Here is a 17,230-nt window from a genome sequence, read left to right on the forward strand (position 1 = left end):
GCACCCCGACGGAAGGACATCGATGCGGCTCGCCATCGCCGAGGACTCGGCCATCCTGCGCGACGGGCTCGTCGCGCTCGTCACGCGCCGCGGGCACGAGGTCGTGGCCGACGTGCCCGACGGCGACGCGCTCGTCGCCGCGGTGACGCGTCTCGCCGCCGAGGACGCGCTGCCCGACGTCGCGGTCGTCGACATCCGGATGCCCCCGACGTTCACCGACGAAGGGCTGCGCGCGGCTCTCGCGCTGCGGGCGGCGCACCCGGGCCTCGGCGTCCTGCTCTTCTCCCAGTACGTCGAGACGCGCTTCGCGAGCGAGCTGCTGACCGGCGGTGCGCAGGGCGTGGGCTACCTGCTCAAGGACCGTGTCGCGGACGTGAGCGAGTTCGTCGACGCGCTGACGCGCATCGCCGCGGGCCAGACGGTGCTCGACCCGGAGGTCGTCAGCCAGCTCATGGGCGCGTCGAGGTCCGACGACGGTCTCGCGCGCCTCACGCCGCGCGAGACCGAGGTCCTCGAGCTGATGGCCCAGGGACGGTCGAACTCCGCGATCGCCGAGACGCTGTTCCTCTCCTACGGCGCGGTCGAGAAGAACGTGACGTCCATCTTCGGCAAGCTCGGCCTCCCGCAGGACGCGGGCGACCACCGCCGCGTCCTCGCCGTGCTGCGCTACCTCAAGGTGTAGGGCACGCCGCTCACGCCCTGTCAGCGCCTCACCGGTCCCGGCCGGTGGGGCGCTGGCTCGTGAGGGAGGGGGAGAACCCCCGTGCCGTCGGGCGGCTGGCCGCGCGGAGGCCGGGGGAGGGTCCCGTTCCAGGTCAGAGCGCGTTTCTTGAGACTGGTGAGAGCCGGATGACGCCGGCTCCCACCCACCGAGGAGCGTCCCGTGACCGCCCTGCTCGACCCACCCCGCTCGCCCCGGCCGACGGGCGCGAAGCACCCGCTTGTGCCGACCCCGACGGCCGGGCCGCGCGCCGCCGTCGGGAAGCGCGTGACCACCGACCGCGCCGGCGGACCACCGCGCGACGTCTTCGTCGACGCCGTCCGGGCCGTCGCGACGGTGTGCGTCGTGACGGTGCACTGGCTCATGGCCGACGCGTCGTGGGACGGCCGGCACCTCGAGCTCGGCAACGCGCTCGCCCACGGGTACGGCTGGGCCGCGACGTGGGTGCTGCAGGTGCTCGCGCTCCTGTTCTTCGCGGCCGGCGCGTCGGCCGCGTACGGGCTCCAGCGCACGCCCGACGGCGCGATGCCCCCCGGGCTGCGCCTCGTCGCCCGGCGTCTGCCGAGGATGCTACGACCGGTCGGCGTCTTCGTCGGGGCGTGGGTGGTCGTGGTGGGCGTCCTCCTCGGCCTCGGGCTGCCCGACGACGCGGTGCTGACCCTCGCTCGCCTCGCGCCACAGCTCCTGTGGTTCCTCGGCGTCTACGTGGTGCTCGTCGCGCTCACGCCGGTGCTGCGGCGCGCGCTGCACGCCGCGGGGTGGTGGGTCGTCGCGGGGCTCGCCGCGGTGCCGCTCGCGGTCGAGGCACTGCGCTTCGGGGCCGGCCTCGAACGGCTCGCGCTCGTGGACGTCGTGCTCGTGTGGGCCGTCCCCTACGTGGTCGGCATGCTCTACGCCGACGCACGCGCCGGGCTTCGTGTGGTGCGCCGCGGGCGCGTCGCGCCGGTCGCGGTCGTGCCGTCCCGGGGCGTGCTCGTCGCGGTCGGCGCAGGGGCGCTCGCGCTCGCGGCGCTCCTGGTCGCCGTCGGGCCGTACCCGGTGTCGCTCATCGGGATGCCGGGGGACGCGATGTCGAACCTCGGCCCGCCGACCGCGCCCGTCCTGCTGCACGCCGTCGGCCTCGTGGCGCTCGTGCTCGCGGGGCGCGGTGCCCTCGTGCGCTGGGCGGACGGCCCCGGACGCGGCGTCGTGGCGGCGCTCGCGGCCCGCTCGATGACGGTCTACCTGTGGCACGTCACCGCGATGATCGCGGTGGTGGCGTTCGTGCTCGTGGTCCTCGGGACGCCGCTCCCGGAACCGGGCTCCGCCGACTGGTGGGCGAGCCGGCCCGTGTGGTTCGGGGCGTTCGGGCTCGTCCTCTGGGGGATCGCACGTGCCGTCGGACGGTTCGAGGGCCCGGCGGGGCGCGGCACGCGGCGGACCGACGGCGCCGCGGGACCGGTCACCTCGGCGGGTCGGGCACCGAGTACGGGAGCCGGTGCAGGAGCTCGGCCTGCTCCGCGGCGAGCGCCTGCTGGCGTCGCGCGGTGACCCGGTCGCGGTCCCGGCGTGCGGCGAGCACGGCCAGCAGGAACGTCTCGGGGTGCGTCCCCGGGGGCGGCCCCGGCGCGACGTACCGTTCGACCTGCCCGGCGAGCTCCTGACCCAGCCGCGCCCGCGACGCCGGGTTGAGCCGGTCGACGCGGGCGAGGAACTGCCGGGCGGCGAGCGCCAGCCCGTCGGGGAGCCGGCGCATGTCCGCGTGCGACGCCCAGGACTGGAGGTAGGGCGGCATCGCGAGCGGTGCGAGCGTCGCCCTGCCTCCCCGCACGCGGATGGCGTACGTCCCCGCCGCCATGTCGCCGAGCCGCTTGCCGCGGTCGTTGGTCAGGGACGCGACGAGTGCGACGGTCCCGAACGTGAGCCACAGCTCGCCGACCCCCACGAGCGCCCGCAGGAACGCGTGGCGGAAGCGGACCGGGCCGCCGTCGTCGCGCACCACGCGGATCCCGAGCGCGAGCTTGCCGAGCGAGCGGCCGCGCGTGAGCGTCTCCACCGTCGTCGGGACGACGACCATGACCAGCACGAGGACCGCGACGAGGATCGCGGGCGCGAGGTCCGGGTCGACGAAGGACAGCGACCGGGACGCGACGATCATGAACGCGACGAGGACGACCCCGATCGCGACCAGGTCCAGGAAGAAGCCGAGACCCCGGGAGAGGAAGGACGCGGGACGCGCGTCGAGGACCACGCCCTCACCGATCAGGATGCCGTCGCGCACGTCGCTCCTCGCTCCTCGCCTCGTCTGTCCGTCCCGTCCGACGCACCGGGTGGTGCCGGACGGGGTCGCCGGGCCGGTCGCGCCGCCGGGCCACCGTCCCGTGTGGCAGGGTATCGGTCGTGGACCTCGACGCCTTCACCGACGTGCACCGCGCGCAGTGGGACCGCCTGGAGGTGCTGACGAAGCGACGCTCGCTCGACGGCGCCGAGGCGGACGAGCTCGTGCGCCTGTACCAGGCCGTGGCGACCCACCTCTCGACGATCCGGTCCGTCGCCCCCGACCCCGTGCTCGTCACGCGGCTCTCCGACCTCCTGGGACGCGCCCGCACCCGCATCGCGGGCGCGCACGAGCCCGCGTGGCGCGACGTCGTGCGGTTCCTCGTCGTCTCGCTCCCGGCGGCGCTGTACCGGATCCGCTGGTGGTCGGTCGGCGTCACGACGGCGTTCCTCGTCGTCGCGCTCGTCGCGGGCGTGTGGGTCGCGACCACGCCCGAGGGGCTCGCGTCGATGGGGCCGCCGAGCGTCCAGGAGGACTACGTCCAGAACGCGTTCGCGTCGTACTACGACCCGGGCCTCGACTTCGCGGCGGTCGTCTGGACGAACAACGCCTGGATCGCCGCGCAGTGCATCGGTCTGGGGATCACGGGCGTCTACCCGGCCTACGTGCTGTTCTCCAACGCCGTCGCCGTCGGGTCGACGGGCGGGATGATGGCCGCGCACGGCGAGCTCGACCTGTTCCTCACGCTGATCGCCCCGCACGGCCTGCTCGAGCTCATGTCGATCTTCGTCGCCGGTGCGGCGGGGCTGCGGATCTTCTGGGCGTGGGTCGACCCCGGGCCGCTGCCGCGCTCGCGCGCGCTCGCCCAGGAGGGCCGCGCGCTCGTCACGGTCGCGATCGGCCTGACGATCGCGCTCGCGGTGTCGGGCCTCATCGAGGGCTTCGTCACGGGCTCGGACCTGCCCTGGTGGCTGAAGATCGTCATCGGCGCGATCGCTCTCGGGGGCTTCTGGGTCTACACGATCGTGCTGGGCCGTCGCGCGGTGCGCGCGGGAGAGACGGGCGACCTCTCGGCGGACCACGCCGGCGACGTCGCGCCGGTCGCCGCCTGACCCGTCCTGTCCGTCCCGCGCTCAGGCGTGGACGACGACGCTCGGTCGCGCCTCGGGAGCCGCGACCCGCAGCCAGTCCTCGGCCCGCGCGACGACCTCGTCCCGGACGCCGGCCTCGGCCAACCGAGCCGCGGGGTGCGGCGCGCCGATCGAGCTCCCGGTGTCGTCGGCGCCGGTCCCCGCCGGGACGAGGGGCCGCACGTCCACCCGCGCGACGGCCTCGTCCCCCGCGGTGTCGAGGGTCCACACCCAGGTGCCGGCCACCCTGCCGTCGACGAGCACCGTGGCGGCGACCTGCCCGTTGATGCTCACGACCTGTTTCACGGCGACCGCGCCGAGGACGCGGGTGCGATCGTCGTGCGCCAGGAGGAGATTGTCGAAGTCGGCGGCGAGGACGACGGGGACGGGCTCGTCGCCGGGTGGGCGCGGGGCGTCGGCGAGGTCGACCAGCTCGACGCCGCGTGGTGCACCGGCGCTCCTGGCGCTCGTCGGGCCGGTGTCCTGTCGACCGGGGCCCGTGAACGTCACGAACTCGGGTCGCAGAGCCTCGACCGCGGGGCGCAGCCGCGTCAGCCCGGACCACCGCTGCACGTCGGCGACCGTCGCAGGGCCGAACGCCGCGAGGTAGCGGCGCACGAGCCGCATGCGCGCGGCGAGCACCGCCTCGGGGTCGCTCGCCGTCGCGACGGCGTCGAGCTCGTCGGCGGACCGGCGGGTCGGGCCGCCGAGCCACGCGTGCGCCGTGGTCCACGTCGTGGTGGTGCCAGGCCCGCTCGCGCCCCAGAGGCCGCGCGGGGGGACCTGGACGAGCGGGAGGAGGCATCGCGCGCCGTACGCGAGGTGCTTCGGGTCGACGTCCGGCCAGCGCGCGGCGAGCCGTCGGCCCAGCTCGACGGACGTGAGCGGCTCGGCGAGCAGGTCGGTGGCGGCCTGCTCGAGGTCACCGAGGTCGACGTCGCGCAGGGCGTCGCCGTGCTGGTTCTTCGCGCGCAGGTAGGCGACGAGCGCGGGGCGCGCGTGGGCGGCGAGCTCGAACGCGTCGTCGGCGGTGACGAGGTGGACCGTGCCCCGCAGCGTCGCGGTCCGCACGACCGACCGGTCGAGCAGCCGCGCGCCCAGGTCGTCGGTCGCGAACCCCGGCACCCGTGACCACAGGCCGGGGTACGGCGACGACGGGACCTGCGACTGGAGCCCGACGAGATGGTCCACCTCGGCGACGACGCCCGCGGGCGCGGCGGACGTGGTCGTCGCCCGTGCGTCAGGGCGGGGCGCGAGGTGCTGGCGCGCGAGCAGCGCGCGGTTCAGGGCGTCGTGATCCAGCCACGGCCCGTACCGGTCGTCGCTCACGTCGCCTCCCGCCGGCTCAGGACAGGACGATGGCGAGCGCAGGGATGACGAACGTCGCGAGCAGCGCGGCGACGACGATGATCGCGACGCGCCGGTTCCGCCGTTCGCGGTCGCGCGGGTCGGTGGGCTGCCAGGCCACGGGGTCTCCTGAGGTTCGGGGATCGTGCGGCCACGACCCTACCCCGTGGCACCGACGCGGCCCCGACCGCCGGGGAGTACCCCGGTAGCGCGAGGTAGCACCCGTGGTCCCGCGAAGTAGCACCTCGGTACCGCGAGGTAGTACCGCAGTCAGGCGAAGTAGTACCCCGGTGTGCGAGGGAGACCCGTGGTCTCGCGAAGTAGTACCCCGGTCCGGTGCCGCTGAAGCGTGACAGCGCCGGGCGAGCGAGGGCCAGGGCGAGACGATGCCAGGAGGGGTGGGTGGGGCGCCGCGTCGTGGTGGGTCTGGCGGGAGCCGCGAGGAACGAGCGGCGGATGGTAGACGCGGCGCCCCACCCACCCCGACTCCCAGGGCGACCACTCGCCGTCGGGCTTGACCGCGGTACTACTTCGCGCGACCGCGGTACTACTTCGCGCGACCGGGGTACCACTTCGCGCTGCGGGCGGAGACGTCAGAGGCGGCCGGCGGCCTTGAGCGCGAGGTAGGTGTCGGCGAGCCGCGGTGCGAGCTCGTCGGGCAGCGCGTCGACGACCTCGACCCCGCGCTGCCGCAGGACCGTCGTGACGGCGGCGCGCTCGATCTCCCCGCGTGCCGCGGCGGCGGCGTCGTAGACCTCCGTGGTGCCGGTCCGGTCCGCGCGCAGCTCGGCGACCTCCGGGTCGCCCGCCGCGGCGAGGACCACCTGGTGCTTCGCGGTGAGCTGTCCGACGACGGGCAGCAGACCGGTCTCGACAGCAGCGGCGTCGAGCGTCGACAGGAGCACGACCAGGGCCCGCTGGGAGAGCCGCTCGTGCACCGCGCCGACGAGGCCCGGCCAGTCGGTCTCGAGGAGCGCGGGCTCGAGCGGGGCGAGGGCGTCGGCCATCGCGGGCATGAGCCGCGGACCCGCTGCCCCCGCGACCCGGGCGCGGACGGTGCGGTCGAACGCGATGAGCTCGACGCGGTCGCCGGCGCGTCCGGCGAGCGCCGCGAGGAGCAGTGCCGCCTCGATGCTCGCGTCGAGCCGAGGTTCGTCCCCGAGGCGCGTGGCCGACGTCCGCGAGGTGTCGACGACGATCAGCACGCGACGGTCGCGCTCGGGTCGCCAGGTGCGCACCACCATGTCGCGGCCCCGCGCGGACGCGCGCCAGTCGATGGAGCGCACGTCGTCGCCGATGACGTACTCGCGCAGCGAGTCGAACTCGGTGCCCTCGCCGCGCACCTGTACGGCGGCACGGCCGTCCATCTCGCGCAGGCGTGCGAGGCGGCTCGGCAGGTGGCGGCGGGACGCGAACTCGGGCAGGACCCGCAGGCGCCCGGGTACCGGGAGCGATGCCTGGCGTGCTGCGAGCCGCAGCGGGCCGAAGGAGCGGATCGTCACGCGGTCGGCCACGCGCTCGCCGCGGCGCGTCGGGACGAGCACCGTCACCGCACGCGCCGCCTCGCCGGGCGGCAGGTCGACCGCGTGCCGGTTGACCTGCGTCCCGGCGGACGGCGGCCACGCGTCGCGCACGAGCGCGCGCAGTCGGCGCGGTGCGAGGTTGGTCAGGGTCAGGGTCGACGCCGTGCGGTCGGTGAGCCGGACCGAGCCCGGCACGCGCCGCTCGATGGCGACGCGCCGCGGCGAGGCGGCGAGCGCGACGTCGACCGAGCACACGGCGACGACGAGCAGCGCCCACACGAGCACCGTGCCCGGCACGGGGAACAGCAGCACGGGCACGATGCCGATCGCCACGAGCACGACGGCGCGCCACGTCAGGGCCACGTCGAGCGCCTCAGCGGGGGACGGGCACGGACGCGAGGACCGTGTCGAGGACGCTCTCCGCGGTGACGCCCTCGAGCTCGGCCTCGGGCCGCAGCTGCACGCGGTGGCGCAGCGTGGGGTGCGCGAGGGCCTTGACGTCGTCGGGCGTCACGTAGGAGCGGCCGGACAGCCACGCCCACGCGCGTGACGTCGCGAGGAGGGCCGTGGCGCCGCGCGGCGAGACGCCCAGCGACAAGGAGGGCGAGTGGCGCGTCGCGCGGCACACGTCGACCGCGTAGCCGAGCACCTCGCGCGCGACCTGCACGCGCGCGACCTCGGCGCGAGCCCGGTCGAGGACCTCCCGCGCCGCGACGGGCCGCACGCCCGCCCCGGCGAGGTCGCGCGGGTCGAACCCGGCCGCGTGCCGGGCGAGGACCTCGACCTCCTGCTCGCGCTCGGGCAGCGGCAGCACGACCTTGAGCAGGAAGCGGTCGAGCTGGGCCTCGGGCAGCGGGTACGTGCCCTCGTACTCGACGGGGTTCTGCGTCGCGATGACGAGGAACGGGTCGGGCAGCGGCCGCGGCGTCCCGTCGACGGAGACCTGCCGCTCCTCCATCGCCTCGAGGAGCGACGCCTGGGTCTTGGGGGGCGTGCGGTTGATCTCGTCGGCGAGCAGGAGGTTCGTGAAGACGGGCCCCTCGCGGAACGAGAACTCGGCCGTGCGCGCGTCGTAGACGAGCGACCCCGTGACGTCGCCCGGCATGAGGTCGGGCGTGAACTGCACGCGCTTGGTGCCGAGGTCGAGCGACGCGGCGAGGGTGCGAACGAGCAGCGTCTTCGCGACGCCGGGCACGCCCTCGAGCAGCACGTGCCCCTTGCAGAGCAGGGCGATGAGCAGGCTCGTCACGGCGCCGTCCTGCCCGACGACGGCCTTGCCGACCTCGGTGCGCACGGCGGCCAGCGACTGGCGCAGCTCGAGCGACGGCGCGGGCGGGGCTCCGTACGCGGGCGCGGGCGGGCGAGGTGCGGGCGTCTGTGGCGCGTACGGCTGCTCGCCGGGCTGCAGGGACGCGTCGGGGCCCTGGCCCGGTCCCTGGGCGGCGGCGCTCACGCGGTCCGCGACCGAGCCGGAGGTCGGCTCGTCGTGCGGCCGGTCGCTGTAGGGGCGCGGCTGCGCGTCGGGCCCTGGTGCGGGGGTGAAGCGGTCGGGCTGGGGCTGCGTGCCGTCGGGGTGCTGCGTCACGAGTGGTAGACCTCGCTCTCGATCTGGTCAAGGTGACGCGCGAGCTCGAGCAGCGCCGCGTCGTCGGCGGGTGGTGGTCCGTACAGGAGGTGGGCGAGCTGGTCGGGTGGTCGCCCGGTCGCGCGCGCGACGGCGTCGACGAGGGACGCCGCGTCGGCGGAGCGGGGGAGGCCGAGGCGCCCGGCGAGCCGGTCGGCCGCGCTCGCCCGCAGTCCTGCGGCGGCGTGCCCGCGGGACCCTGCGCGGCGGTAGAGCCGACCGCGGCCCCGCGTCGTCTCCGACGCACGCACCACGACCGGGAGGTCCTCGGTGACGAGTGGGCCGAGCCGCCGGCCGCGCCACAGCGCGACGACGAGCACGAGGACGAGGAGCTGGAGCGCGACGACCCCCGTCCACGGGGGCAGCGCGAGCGCGGGCTGCTCGTCACCGCCGGACAGCGTGGTGTCGAACGGGTCGGGGACGAGCCAGACGAGACGCTCGTCCGCACCGAGCGTCCACAGGGCGAGCGCGGCGTTCCCCTCCTCGGTCACCGTGTCGTTGCGCAGGACGGACCCGGTGTCCACGGCGCGCACGGTGCGGTCGTCGGCCTCGTGGACGAGGTAGGCCCCGGCGGTCGTGTCGGTGGGGGACGGGAAGCACACGACCGTGCTCGCCCCGGCACCCGCACCGGTCAGGGAGAACCCCACGCCGTCCGAGCCGATCCCGCCGGCGGCACGAGCCGCGGGGTCCTCGCACCGCGGCTCGCGCACCACGGAACCGTCGGGCCAGTCGTACACGAGCTCTGCCGCCCCACCGGTCGCTCTCGAGAGGAGGTACTCGTTCGGCGCGACGAGCACGAGGTCTGCCGCGGTCGCGACGAGCGCGTCGGCCTGCTCGTCGAGGAGGAAGTCGCTCTGCGCGACGAGGAGCGTCGTGTCGTCGCCGGCCGCGGCGACGGCGTCGGCCACGGTCTGCACGTACGTCACGTCGACGCCGCGGTCACGGAGCACCTCGGCGACGGCGCGGCCACCGCCCGGGCCGGGGTTGTCGGGTGCGAGCGGGGTGCTCGACGTCGTCGGGCGGGCGACGGCGGAGAGACCGGCGAGCGCCAGGAGGACGACGAGGATCGTGACGGGCCAGCGGACGCGTCCCCAGCGGCGGCGTGCCCGGCTGGCACCCGTGGTGCCGTCACCCACGACCGGCACGTGGGCGGTCGCCACGAGACGGGTCGGGTCGGCCGGAGCCGCGGCCGTCGTCGGAGGTGGCGGCGTCGTCGTGCTCATGCGCCACCCCCGTCCGGGGCAGCACCGGCCGCCGCGAGCTCCGCGCGCGCGATCGGACGGGCGGCGGTGGCTCGCGCGTCGAGCTCGCGCAGGAACGTGTCGGCGTCGGGGCCGACGGCCACCTTGCCGTAGCAGACGTCGTCGAAGTGGTGGGCGCCACGCCCGAGGTCGGCAGCGACGTCGGGCAGGCGCTCGCCCGCGGCCTGCGCCGCCTCCCACGCCGTGCGGCCCGGTCGCGGCTCGAGGAGCGCGCGCTCCTCGAGCGAGCGCACGACGGCGCGGAACCGTTCGAGCACGGCCGTCGCCCAGTCCCCTGCCGCCGCGGCGGCGTCGGCCGCGGCGCGCAGCTCGGTGGCGCTGCGCGTGTCGTCCTCGAGCACGACCGCCGAGGTGGGGCGTCGCCGGGAGAGGCGGACGGGACCTGCGACCCGGTACGCGATCCCCGCGACCAGGAGGACGACCGCGACGACGACGAGCGCCACCCAGGGCGTGGAGAGGTCCAGGGCCGGGGCGCCGTCGAACAGGCCGGCCAGCCACTCGAGGAAGCGGGCCAGGAGGGACGGGTCCGTGCTGTACTCCGGTCTCGCGAGCTCCTCGACGACCCAGCGTCGGGCCTCCTCGGCGCCGGGCTCCACCGGGACGTCGGCGGAGAGCAGGGTGAGGGTCATGCCGCGGGCTGCTCGCTCGCTGCCGCGGCGAGCTCGACGTCGAGGCCCTCGCGCCGCATGCGCACGTCGATGTAGAGCAGGGCGACGACGCTGCCCAGGAAGAGGGTCAGGGCGATCGTCGACACCGCGATCCCGAGGGTCATGACGAGGTTGCCGACGAACACCTGGCCGGCGCCCAGCGCGATCCCGCCGACGAGGCTGAACGGCGTGATGAGGATCTGCGTGACGACGTAGATCGCGACGTAGGCGAGCAGGTAGATGCCGAAGAGGCGCCAGAACGACCCGCGCGTGAGCCGCCACACGCGGGCGACCGTGGCCCAGAACGGCTGCCCCTCGAGCGCGAGCGCGGGCGGCACCAGCCCCGTCCGCACACCGACCCACACCACGAGCACGAGATAGGCGGGGATCGCGAGGAGGATCGAGACGCCCCCGAGCGCCGGGTCGACCGAGAACGCGAGGACGGCGAGCAGCACGAGCGCCGTGACGAGCAGGGTCGACGCCAGACCGAGGAGCAGGGTGAACCCGAGGAGGAACCACGCGCGACGCCCGACCTGCGACCACACCTCCCCGACGCTCGCCCTGCGGCCGATGACCGACTGGCCGATGGAGACGGTGAGGAGGCCGCTGACGATCGGCGTCGCGAGCGCCGTGGTGATCCCCGTCCCGAAGAGCGTCGAGTAGAGGGTCGCGAACTGCGACTCCATCCCGCCGAGCCCGGCGTCGGAGGGCAGGGCGAAGAACAGGTCTGCGACGTAGCCCGAGAACGCGTAGCCGATCAGCGCGCCCACGATCGTCGCGGCGACGACGACGATCGTCGTCATGCCGAGCATGACGCGCGGGTTGTGGCGGATCGCGCCGAACGACCCGTCGAAGATCTCGCCGAGCGTCAGCGGTCGCAGCGGGACGATCCCCGGCTTCGAGGCGGGCGGGACGTACGGGGCACCACCGAACCCTGCGGGCGGGCCGTACCCGGGCTGCCCGTACTGACCCTGCCCGTATTGCTGCTGCCCGTACTGGCCCGGCTGTCCGTACTGGGCCGGCTGTCCGTACTGACCCTGCTGTCCGTACTGGGCCGGCTGTCCCTGGGCCGGCTGCCCGTACTGACCCTGCTGTCCGTACTGGCCCTGTCCGTGCTGCTGCTCGGGCTGGCCGGGTTGCTGGCCGTACTGGCCGTACCGGGGCCGTTCGGGCGCGGGACCTGCCGCGGGGCCGTATCCCGGCTGCCCGTACGACGGCGTCCCCCACCCGGACGGCTGCGCGGGCGTGGCGTCCGGGCCGGAGGCGGCCCCGCGCGCGTCCGGTGCGTCCGGCGTCGCTCCGTCCGGCGTGCCGGGGGCGTCAGGTGTGCTCATCGGGGCTGTCGTCCTCGCTCGTCGTCTGAACGTCGTCTGCACATCGTTCGCCGGTCGTCCGCTCGTGTCCTGCTCGATCGTCTCGGGGACGACACGGCACCGCTGGCGAGGCCACCCTAGTACGGGCCCCCGACCCACGACGGGGGCGCGCCCACCGGTACCCACGCCCCGCGATGGCAAGATGTGCGCATGAAGGTTCGCGTGCTCGTGGTCGACGACGACACCGCCCTGGCCGAGATGATCGGCATCGTCCTGCGCTCGGAGGGGTTCGAGCCCGTCTTCTGCGCGGACGGAGACCTCGCGCTGGAGGCGTTCCGCAACGCGCAGCCCGACCTCGTGCTGCTCGACCTCATGCTTCCCGGCAAGGACGGCACCGAGGTGTGCCGGCTCATCCGGGCGGAGTCGGGCGTGCCCGTCATCATGCTCACGGCCAAGAGCGACACGGTCGACGTCGTGCTGGGGCTCGAGTCGGGCGCGGACGACTACATCTCGAAGCCCTTCAAGCCCAAAGAGCTCGTGGCCCGCATCCGCGCGCGCCTGCGCCGCACGGACGAGCCCGCGCCGGAGCACCTCGCCATCGGCGACGTCGAGATCGACGTCACGGGGCACCGGGTGCTGCGCGGCGGAGAGGCCATCGCGCTCACCCCCCTCGAGTTCGACCTGCTCGTCGCCCTCGCGCGCAAGCCGTGGCAGGTCTTCACGCGCGAGGTCCTGCTCGAGAAGGTCTGGGGCTACCGGCATGCCGCGGACACGCGCCTCGTCAACGTCCACGTCCAGCGTCTGCGGTCGAAGATCGAGCACGACCCGGAGAACCCGGAGATCGTGCTCACCGTCCGTGGCGTCGGGTACAAGGCGGGCGCGGCGCGGACGTGAGCACGACGGCCGGCAGGGGCGCACGGCGACGCGGGGCGTGGACCCGGCTGCGGCTCCGGCTGCGGGCCGCCGTGCGCCGCGCCGTGTGGCGGTGGCGCTCGTCGATGCAGCTGCGGGTCGTCACCTCGGCGCTCGTCGTCGGCGTCGTCGCGGTGGCCGCCCTCGGCGCGTACCTGTCGGACTCGATGCGCGACGGCCTCTTCGAGCGCCGCCTCGCCGAGATCGACCTCGAGAGCGCGCAGTCCACGGCGCAGGCCCGCCGAACTCTCGACGCCTCACCGGCGTCGAGCGTCTCCGAGGCGCAGTCGCTCCTGTACGACCTGTACTCGATGCTGCTGTACAGCGGCTCGGCGTCGCGCGAGGTCTTCCTGTGGCGCGCGGACGACGAGACGTCCGGGGCGCTGCTCGACCTCTCGTCGAACGACCAGCTCGACGGGCTCGTCTCGCCCGAGATGCGGGAGCAGACGCTCGCCGCGGACGGCGGGCAGCAGCGGCAGTCGGTGGCCATCCCGCGCGATCCGGGCGACCCGGAGTCGCCGGTGGTGCCGGGCGTCGTCGTCGGCTCGACCGTCGAGGTACCGATCGGCGGGACCTACGAGCTCTACTACCTCTACGACCTCGAGGCGGACCAGGAGACGCTCTCCTTCCTCCAGTCGGTCCTCCTCGTCGGGGCGCTCGTCCTGCTCGCCCTGCTCGTCGGGATCACCGCGCTCGTCACGCGCCAGGCCGTCGTCCCGGTGCGTCAGGCCGCGCGGGTCGCGGAGCGTCTCGCCGACGGTCACCTCGACGAGCGGCTGCCCGTCAAGGGGCACGACGAGATGGCCTCGCTCGCGCGCACGTTCAACGAGATGGCGCACAGCCTCCAGGAGCAGATCGAGCGCATGGAGGAGCTGTCGATGCTGCAGCGTCGCTTCGTGTCCGACGTGTCGCACGAGCTGCGCACCCCGCTCACGACGATCCGGATGGCGTCGGAGGTGCTGCACTCCTCGCGCGACGACTTCGACCCGGTCTCGCGGCGCTCGACGGAGCTCCTGCAGGCCCAGCTCGACCGGTTCGAGGACCTCCTCGCCGACCTCCTCGAGATCTCCCGGTTCGACGCGGGGGCGGCCGTCCTCGACGCCGAGCGCCGCGACGTGCGCGACGTCGTCAGCGCCGCCGTCGACCATGCGGCACCGCTCGCCGAGCGCAAGGGCGTGTGGCTCTCGGTGCACCTCGGCGACGAGCGGCTCACGGCCGACGTCGACCCGCGGCGCGTCGAGCGGATCGTGCGCAACCTGGTCGTCAACGCGGTCGAGCACGCGGAGGAGAAGCCGGTGGAGATCACCGTCCAGGGCGACGGGCACGCGATCGCGGTGGTCGTGCGCGACCACGGCGTGGGCATGACGCCCGACGAGGTCCAGCACGTGTTCGACCGGTTCTGGCGGGCCGACCCCGCGCGTGCCCGCACGACCGGCGGCACCGGCCTCGGCCTCGCGATCTCGCTCGAGGACGCCCACCTGCACGGCGGCTGGCTCGAGGCGTGGGGACGGCCCGCGCGCGGGGCGAGCTTCCGCCTCACGCTGCCGCGCCGTGCCGGCATCCGGCTCCAGTCCTCGCCGCTCCCGCTGGTCTCCGAGGTGACCGGCGACCGGGGTCTGGGCAGCGGGTGGAGCGCGCACGCCGCCGTCGTCGAGGACGTCGACGGGACCGTCGGGCCCGCCGACCTGCCGTCGGTCACCGGAGGGATCCCCGTGGTGCTCCCGGCGTCGGTCCCCGGCCCTGCCGAGCTCCCCGACCGCGCCGCGCACACCGGCCGGGACGAACCGTCCGGACCGGCAGACCACGGCTCCACCGTGCGGGAGGGCGGGCGATGAGCGGGACCCGGGTCGCGCGGCGCAGGCCGCTGCGCGCGGCGCTCGCGGCCCTCGCCGCGGCGCTCGTGGTCGGACCCGTCGCGGCGTGCGCGTCCATCCCGACGTCGGGTCCGGTGATGGACGGCGAGACGGTCCTGTCCCAGCGCGGCCCGGTCTTCGTGCGCGCCGACGCCCCGCGCGAGGACGCGCTGCCCGAGCAGATCGTGCGGGGCTTCCTCGCGGCGCAGGCCCAGGGCGCGTCCGGCTCGTTCGACGTGGCCACGCAGTTCCTCACGCCGGAGACCGCCACGACCTGGTCGCCGCTCGCGCAGGTCGCCGTGCTCGCCGCCGAGCCGGAGCTCGAGGTCGACGACTCGCGCGTCGAGGAGGGCGTGGCGACCGTGCGCGCGGCCGCCGACGTCGTGGGCACCGTCGACGCCCACGGGGTGTACACCGAGGAGGTCCCCGGGACGACGACCGACCTCGTGTACGGGCTCGTGCGCGACGACGAGGGGCAGTGGCGCGTCGACACGACGGACGACGGCCTCGTGGTCTCGGCGACGAACTTCGTGCAGACGTACCGGGCGACCGACCTGTACTTCCCGACGGTCGACCGTCGTTACCTCGTGCCCGACGCCCGGTGGTTCCCGAGCCGGAACTGGCAGACGCTCGCGGTGCGCGAGACGCTGGTCGGCCCCGTCCCGTGGCTCGCGGGCTCGGTGACGACCGTCGTCCCCGACGGGACCGCGTTGAGCATCGACTCGGTGACCGCGGCCCCGGCCGGCCCCGTCGAGGTGCCGCTCACGGACGCCGTGTCCGGGACCTCTGCGGAAGACCGCGCCGTGCTCGTGGCCCAGCTCGGGGCGTCGCTGGGGAACCCCTCGCCGCGCGAGGTGCAGATCACGGTCGAAGGGGTGCCCCTCGCCGCCGTGGACGAGACCACGGCGCGGCCGGCGACCACCCCGAACGACCCCGTCGTCCTCGCAGGCGACCAGGTGACGAGCATCGTCGGCCGGTCCACCCAGCCCGTGGAGACCGTCGCCCCGCTCACGGGCCTGCAGCCGACCGCGCTGGCGTTCACCGGGTCGTCGTCCGACGCGACGTTCGTCGTGCGCGACGGGTCTCGCCGGCTCGTGACGGCACCCACGGCGGACACCGAGTCCGTCCTCCTCATGGACGGCGAGAACCTCCTCGCGCCGAGCGTCGACCGCTTCGGCCTCGTGTGGAGCGGGCCGCAGGAGCAGCCGGGGTCGCTCCGGGTCGCCGACCTCGAGGGAACCGTCTCGGAGGTGGCCGCGCCGTGGCTCGACGGCCGGACCGTCATGTCCCTCCGGGTCGCGCCCGACGGCGCGCGGATCGCCGTCGTGAGCGCGACGGGGACGGGGCTCCAGGTCCACGTCGCGGGGATCCTGCGGGACGAGGACGGCCTGCCGACCGAGCTCTCCGAGCCGGTGCGGGTCGGGCAGCCGATCGTCGCGGCGACCCAGGTGGTGTGGGTCGACCGGACGACGCTGGGCGTGCTCGGACGGTCGATCGGCGACACCGCACCGCTGGTGCACCTCGTGCCCGTGGGCGGTCCGACGAGCAAGGCGTCACCGCTCGAGGGCGCGGTCTCGCTCGCCTCGGGCACGGGCATCGGCACGATGCTGCTCGGCACGAGCGACGGGAGCCTGTACGCGGCGGGGTCCTCCTCGCTGTGGACGCGGGTCGCGACCGAGGTGCGGCTCCCGAACTATCCGGGCTGAGGCGTCGTCCCGGCCGTCCACAGGCCCGGCAGATCTCGGCTCGTCCACAGGACCTCGGAATGAGGGCGCGTGAACGGGCCTGAGCAGCGACGATGCGGCGATGAGCAGCCGCCCCGACCGAGAGCGGACCGCCCCCGCCGTCCTGGTGCGCGGGGTGCGCGACGTCGCACGCCTCGCGCTCCCCGTGGCGTGCCCCGGGTGCCGCACACCGGACGTCCGCTGGTGCGCGGACTGCCTCGCGGTGCTGGACGCCCCGCCGTGGCGGTGCGAGGCCACCGCGCCACGCCTCGACCGGCTCGACGACGTCGACCCGCTCCCGGTCTGGGCGCTCGCCGGCTACGCGGGCGGGTTGCGCGACGTCGTCGTGGCGTGGAAGGACCGCGGTCGTGCAGACCTCGACGCGCCGCTCCGCGCGGCGGCCCGGCGCGCGGGCGAGCGCCTGCGCCCGGTCCTCGCCTCCGGACCGGTCCTCGTCGCGGCCGCACCCACGAGCAGGGCCGCACGCCGGACGCGCGGTCGTGACCCGGTGGCAGGCCTCGCGGCCGCGTTCGCCGCAGGGCTGGGAGCGCCGGCGCGCACCGCGCGCGTCCTCGGCCAGCGGGGGCTGGCACGAGACCAGGTAGGGCTCGGGTCGCGCGCCCGCGGCGACCGGCTCCGCGCCGTGGAGCTCGCGCGTGGGCCACGGGTGCGCCGCGCCCTGGGAGCCGCGCCGTCGGTCGTCCTGGTCGACGACGTGCTCACCACCGGCGCGACGCTCGCCGCGTGCGAGACGGCGCTCGCCCGTGCCGGGATCCCCGTCCTCGGGGCGTTCGTGCTCGCCGCCACGCCGTCACCACGAAGCGATCCGTGACCCTCTCCGCGCGCTCGCGCGGGTCTCGCGGGCGACGGTCGAAGGTCCCGGTGTTCACCTCCCGTTGAGACTGCCGACACCCCGG

General features: G+C 75.2%; 15 protein-coding genes. 7 read left to right on the plus strand and 8 right to left on the minus strand.

The genetic code is table 11. The annotated features are described in order from the left end of the window. The first annotated feature begins 22 nt into the window (after positions 1-22). Positions 23-682, plus strand: coding sequence for a response regulator transcription factor (locus ACZCLJ_RS19295; RefSeq protein WP_251150323.1), 660 nt, complete (start codon positions 23-25; stop codon positions 680-682). A 201-nt stretch (positions 683-883) separates the two neighbouring features. Further along, positions 884-2,251: an acyltransferase family protein gene (locus ACZCLJ_RS19300; protein ID WP_463104937.1), complete on the plus strand. Its 1,368-nt coding sequence runs from the start codon at positions 884-886 to the stop codon at positions 2,249-2,251. On the opposite strand, the gene ACZCLJ_RS19305 is transcribed toward ACZCLJ_RS19300, so the two are convergent. Continuing rightward, positions 2,163-2,981, minus strand: coding sequence for an RDD family protein (locus ACZCLJ_RS19305; RefSeq protein ID WP_251150321.1), 819 nt, complete (start codon positions 2,979-2,981; stop codon positions 2,163-2,165). The genes ACZCLJ_RS19300 and ACZCLJ_RS19305 overlap by 89 nt on opposite strands. A 119-nt stretch (positions 2,982-3,100) precedes the next feature. Between ACZCLJ_RS19305 and ACZCLJ_RS19310 the strand changes: the two genes are divergently transcribed. Then, positions 3,101-4,090 (plus strand): stage II sporulation protein M, encoded by a 990-nt coding sequence (locus tag ACZCLJ_RS19310; RefSeq protein WP_463104938.1) that lies wholly within the window; start codon positions 3,101-3,103, stop codon positions 4,088-4,090. Positions 4,091-4,111: 21 nt separating this feature from the next. Here ACZCLJ_RS19310 and ACZCLJ_RS19315 read toward each other — a convergent pair whose 3' ends face one another. The 7 genes from ACZCLJ_RS19315 to ACZCLJ_RS19345 form a co-directional block, all read right to left on the minus strand. Further along, complete coding sequence (locus ACZCLJ_RS19315; RefSeq protein WP_463104939.1) at positions 4,112-5,437, minus strand: winged helix DNA-binding domain-containing protein; 1,326 nt, start codon at positions 5,435-5,437, stop codon at positions 4,112-4,114. Between the two features lie 16 nt (positions 5,438-5,453). Next, positions 5,454-5,576, minus strand: a complete 123-nt coding sequence (locus tag ACZCLJ_RS19320) for a hypothetical protein (RefSeq protein ID WP_285821096.1) — start codon at positions 5,574-5,576, stop codon at positions 5,454-5,456. A gap of 472 nt (positions 5,577-6,048) precedes the next feature. Continuing rightward, the gene (locus ACZCLJ_RS19325) at positions 6,049-7,341 is read right to left on the minus strand and encodes a DUF58 domain-containing protein (RefSeq protein WP_463104940.1); all 1,293 of its coding nucleotides are present in this window, start codon (positions 7,339-7,341) and stop codon (positions 6,049-6,051) included. A gap of 10 nt (positions 7,342-7,351) precedes the next feature. Beyond that, entirely contained in the window at positions 7,352-8,386 is a 1,035-nt protein-coding gene (locus ACZCLJ_RS19330) for an AAA family ATPase (protein ID WP_251150595.1), read from the minus strand. Positions 8,387-8,559: 173 nt separating this feature from the next. Next, complete coding sequence (locus ACZCLJ_RS19335) at positions 8,560-9,825, minus strand: DUF4350 domain-containing protein (protein ID WP_463104941.1); 1,266 nt, start codon at positions 9,823-9,825, stop codon at positions 8,560-8,562. Next, positions 9,822-10,493 carry a DUF4129 domain-containing protein gene (locus tag ACZCLJ_RS19340; RefSeq protein WP_463104942.1) on the minus strand — a complete coding sequence of 224 codons (672 nt, stop codon included), beginning with the start codon at positions 10,491-10,493 and terminating at the stop codon, positions 9,822-9,824. The genes ACZCLJ_RS19335 and ACZCLJ_RS19340 overlap by 4 nt, the downstream gene beginning before the upstream one ends. After that, positions 10,490-11,845 carry a DUF7544 domain-containing protein gene (locus ACZCLJ_RS19345; protein ID WP_463104943.1) on the minus strand — a complete coding sequence of 452 codons (1,356 nt, stop codon included), beginning with the start codon at positions 11,843-11,845 and terminating at the stop codon, positions 10,490-10,492. The genes ACZCLJ_RS19340 and ACZCLJ_RS19345 overlap by 4 nt, the downstream gene beginning before the upstream one ends. Positions 11,846-12,034: 189 nt before the next feature. Between ACZCLJ_RS19345 and mtrA the strand changes: the two genes are divergently transcribed. From mtrA to ACZCLJ_RS19365, 4 genes are all read left to right on the plus strand, one after another. Continuing rightward, entirely contained in the window at positions 12,035-12,718 is a 684-nt protein-coding gene (mtrA, locus tag ACZCLJ_RS19350) for an MtrAB system response regulator MtrA (protein ID WP_251150314.1), read from the plus strand. Then, the gene (gene mtrB / locus ACZCLJ_RS19355; RefSeq protein WP_463104944.1) at positions 12,715-14,571 is read left to right on the plus strand and encodes an MtrAB system histidine kinase MtrB; all 1,857 of its coding nucleotides are present in this window, start codon (positions 12,715-12,717) and stop codon (positions 14,569-14,571) included. The genes mtrA and mtrB overlap by 4 nt, the downstream gene beginning before the upstream one ends. Next, positions 14,568-16,295, plus strand: coding sequence for an LpqB family beta-propeller domain-containing protein (locus tag ACZCLJ_RS19360; protein ID WP_463104945.1), 1,728 nt, complete (start codon positions 14,568-14,570; stop codon positions 16,293-16,295). The genes mtrB and ACZCLJ_RS19360 overlap by 4 nt, the downstream gene beginning before the upstream one ends. Before the next feature lie 100 nt (positions 16,296-16,395). After that, a complete protein-coding gene (locus tag ACZCLJ_RS19365) occupies positions 16,396-17,145 on the plus strand; it encodes a ComF family protein (protein ID WP_463104946.1) in 750 nt (249 codons plus the stop codon). Positions 17,146-17,230: the final 85 nt, after the last annotated feature.

This window comes from Cellulosimicrobium sp. So1_17 (genome assembly GCF_055181235.1).

Coding starts and splice junctions, on each gene's coding strand:
- ACZCLJ_RS19340 (WP_463104942.1), bottom strand. CDS start 10,493: ATGACCCTCACCCTGCTCTCCGCCGACGTCCCGGTGGAGCCCGGCGCC.
- ACZCLJ_RS19345 (WP_463104943.1), bottom strand. CDS start 11,845: ATGAGCACACCTGACGCCCCCGGCACGCCGGACGGAGCGACGCCGGAC.
- ACZCLJ_RS19335 (WP_463104941.1), bottom strand. CDS start 9,825: ATGAGCACGACGACGCCGCCACCTCCGACGACGGCCGCGGCTCCGGCC.
- ACZCLJ_RS19365 (WP_463104946.1), top strand. CDS start 16,396: ATGAGCAGCCGCCCCGACCGAGAGCGGACCGCCCCCGCCGTCCTGGTG.
- ACZCLJ_RS19360 (WP_463104945.1), top strand. CDS start 14,568: ATGAGCGGGACCCGGGTCGCGCGGCGCAGGCCGCTGCGCGCGGCGCTC.
- ACZCLJ_RS19295 (WP_251150323.1), top strand. CDS start 23: ATGCGGCTCGCCATCGCCGAGGACTCGGCCATCCTGCGCGACGGGCTC.
- mtrA (WP_251150314.1), top strand. CDS start 12,035: ATGAAGGTTCGCGTGCTCGTGGTCGACGACGACACCGCCCTGGCCGAG.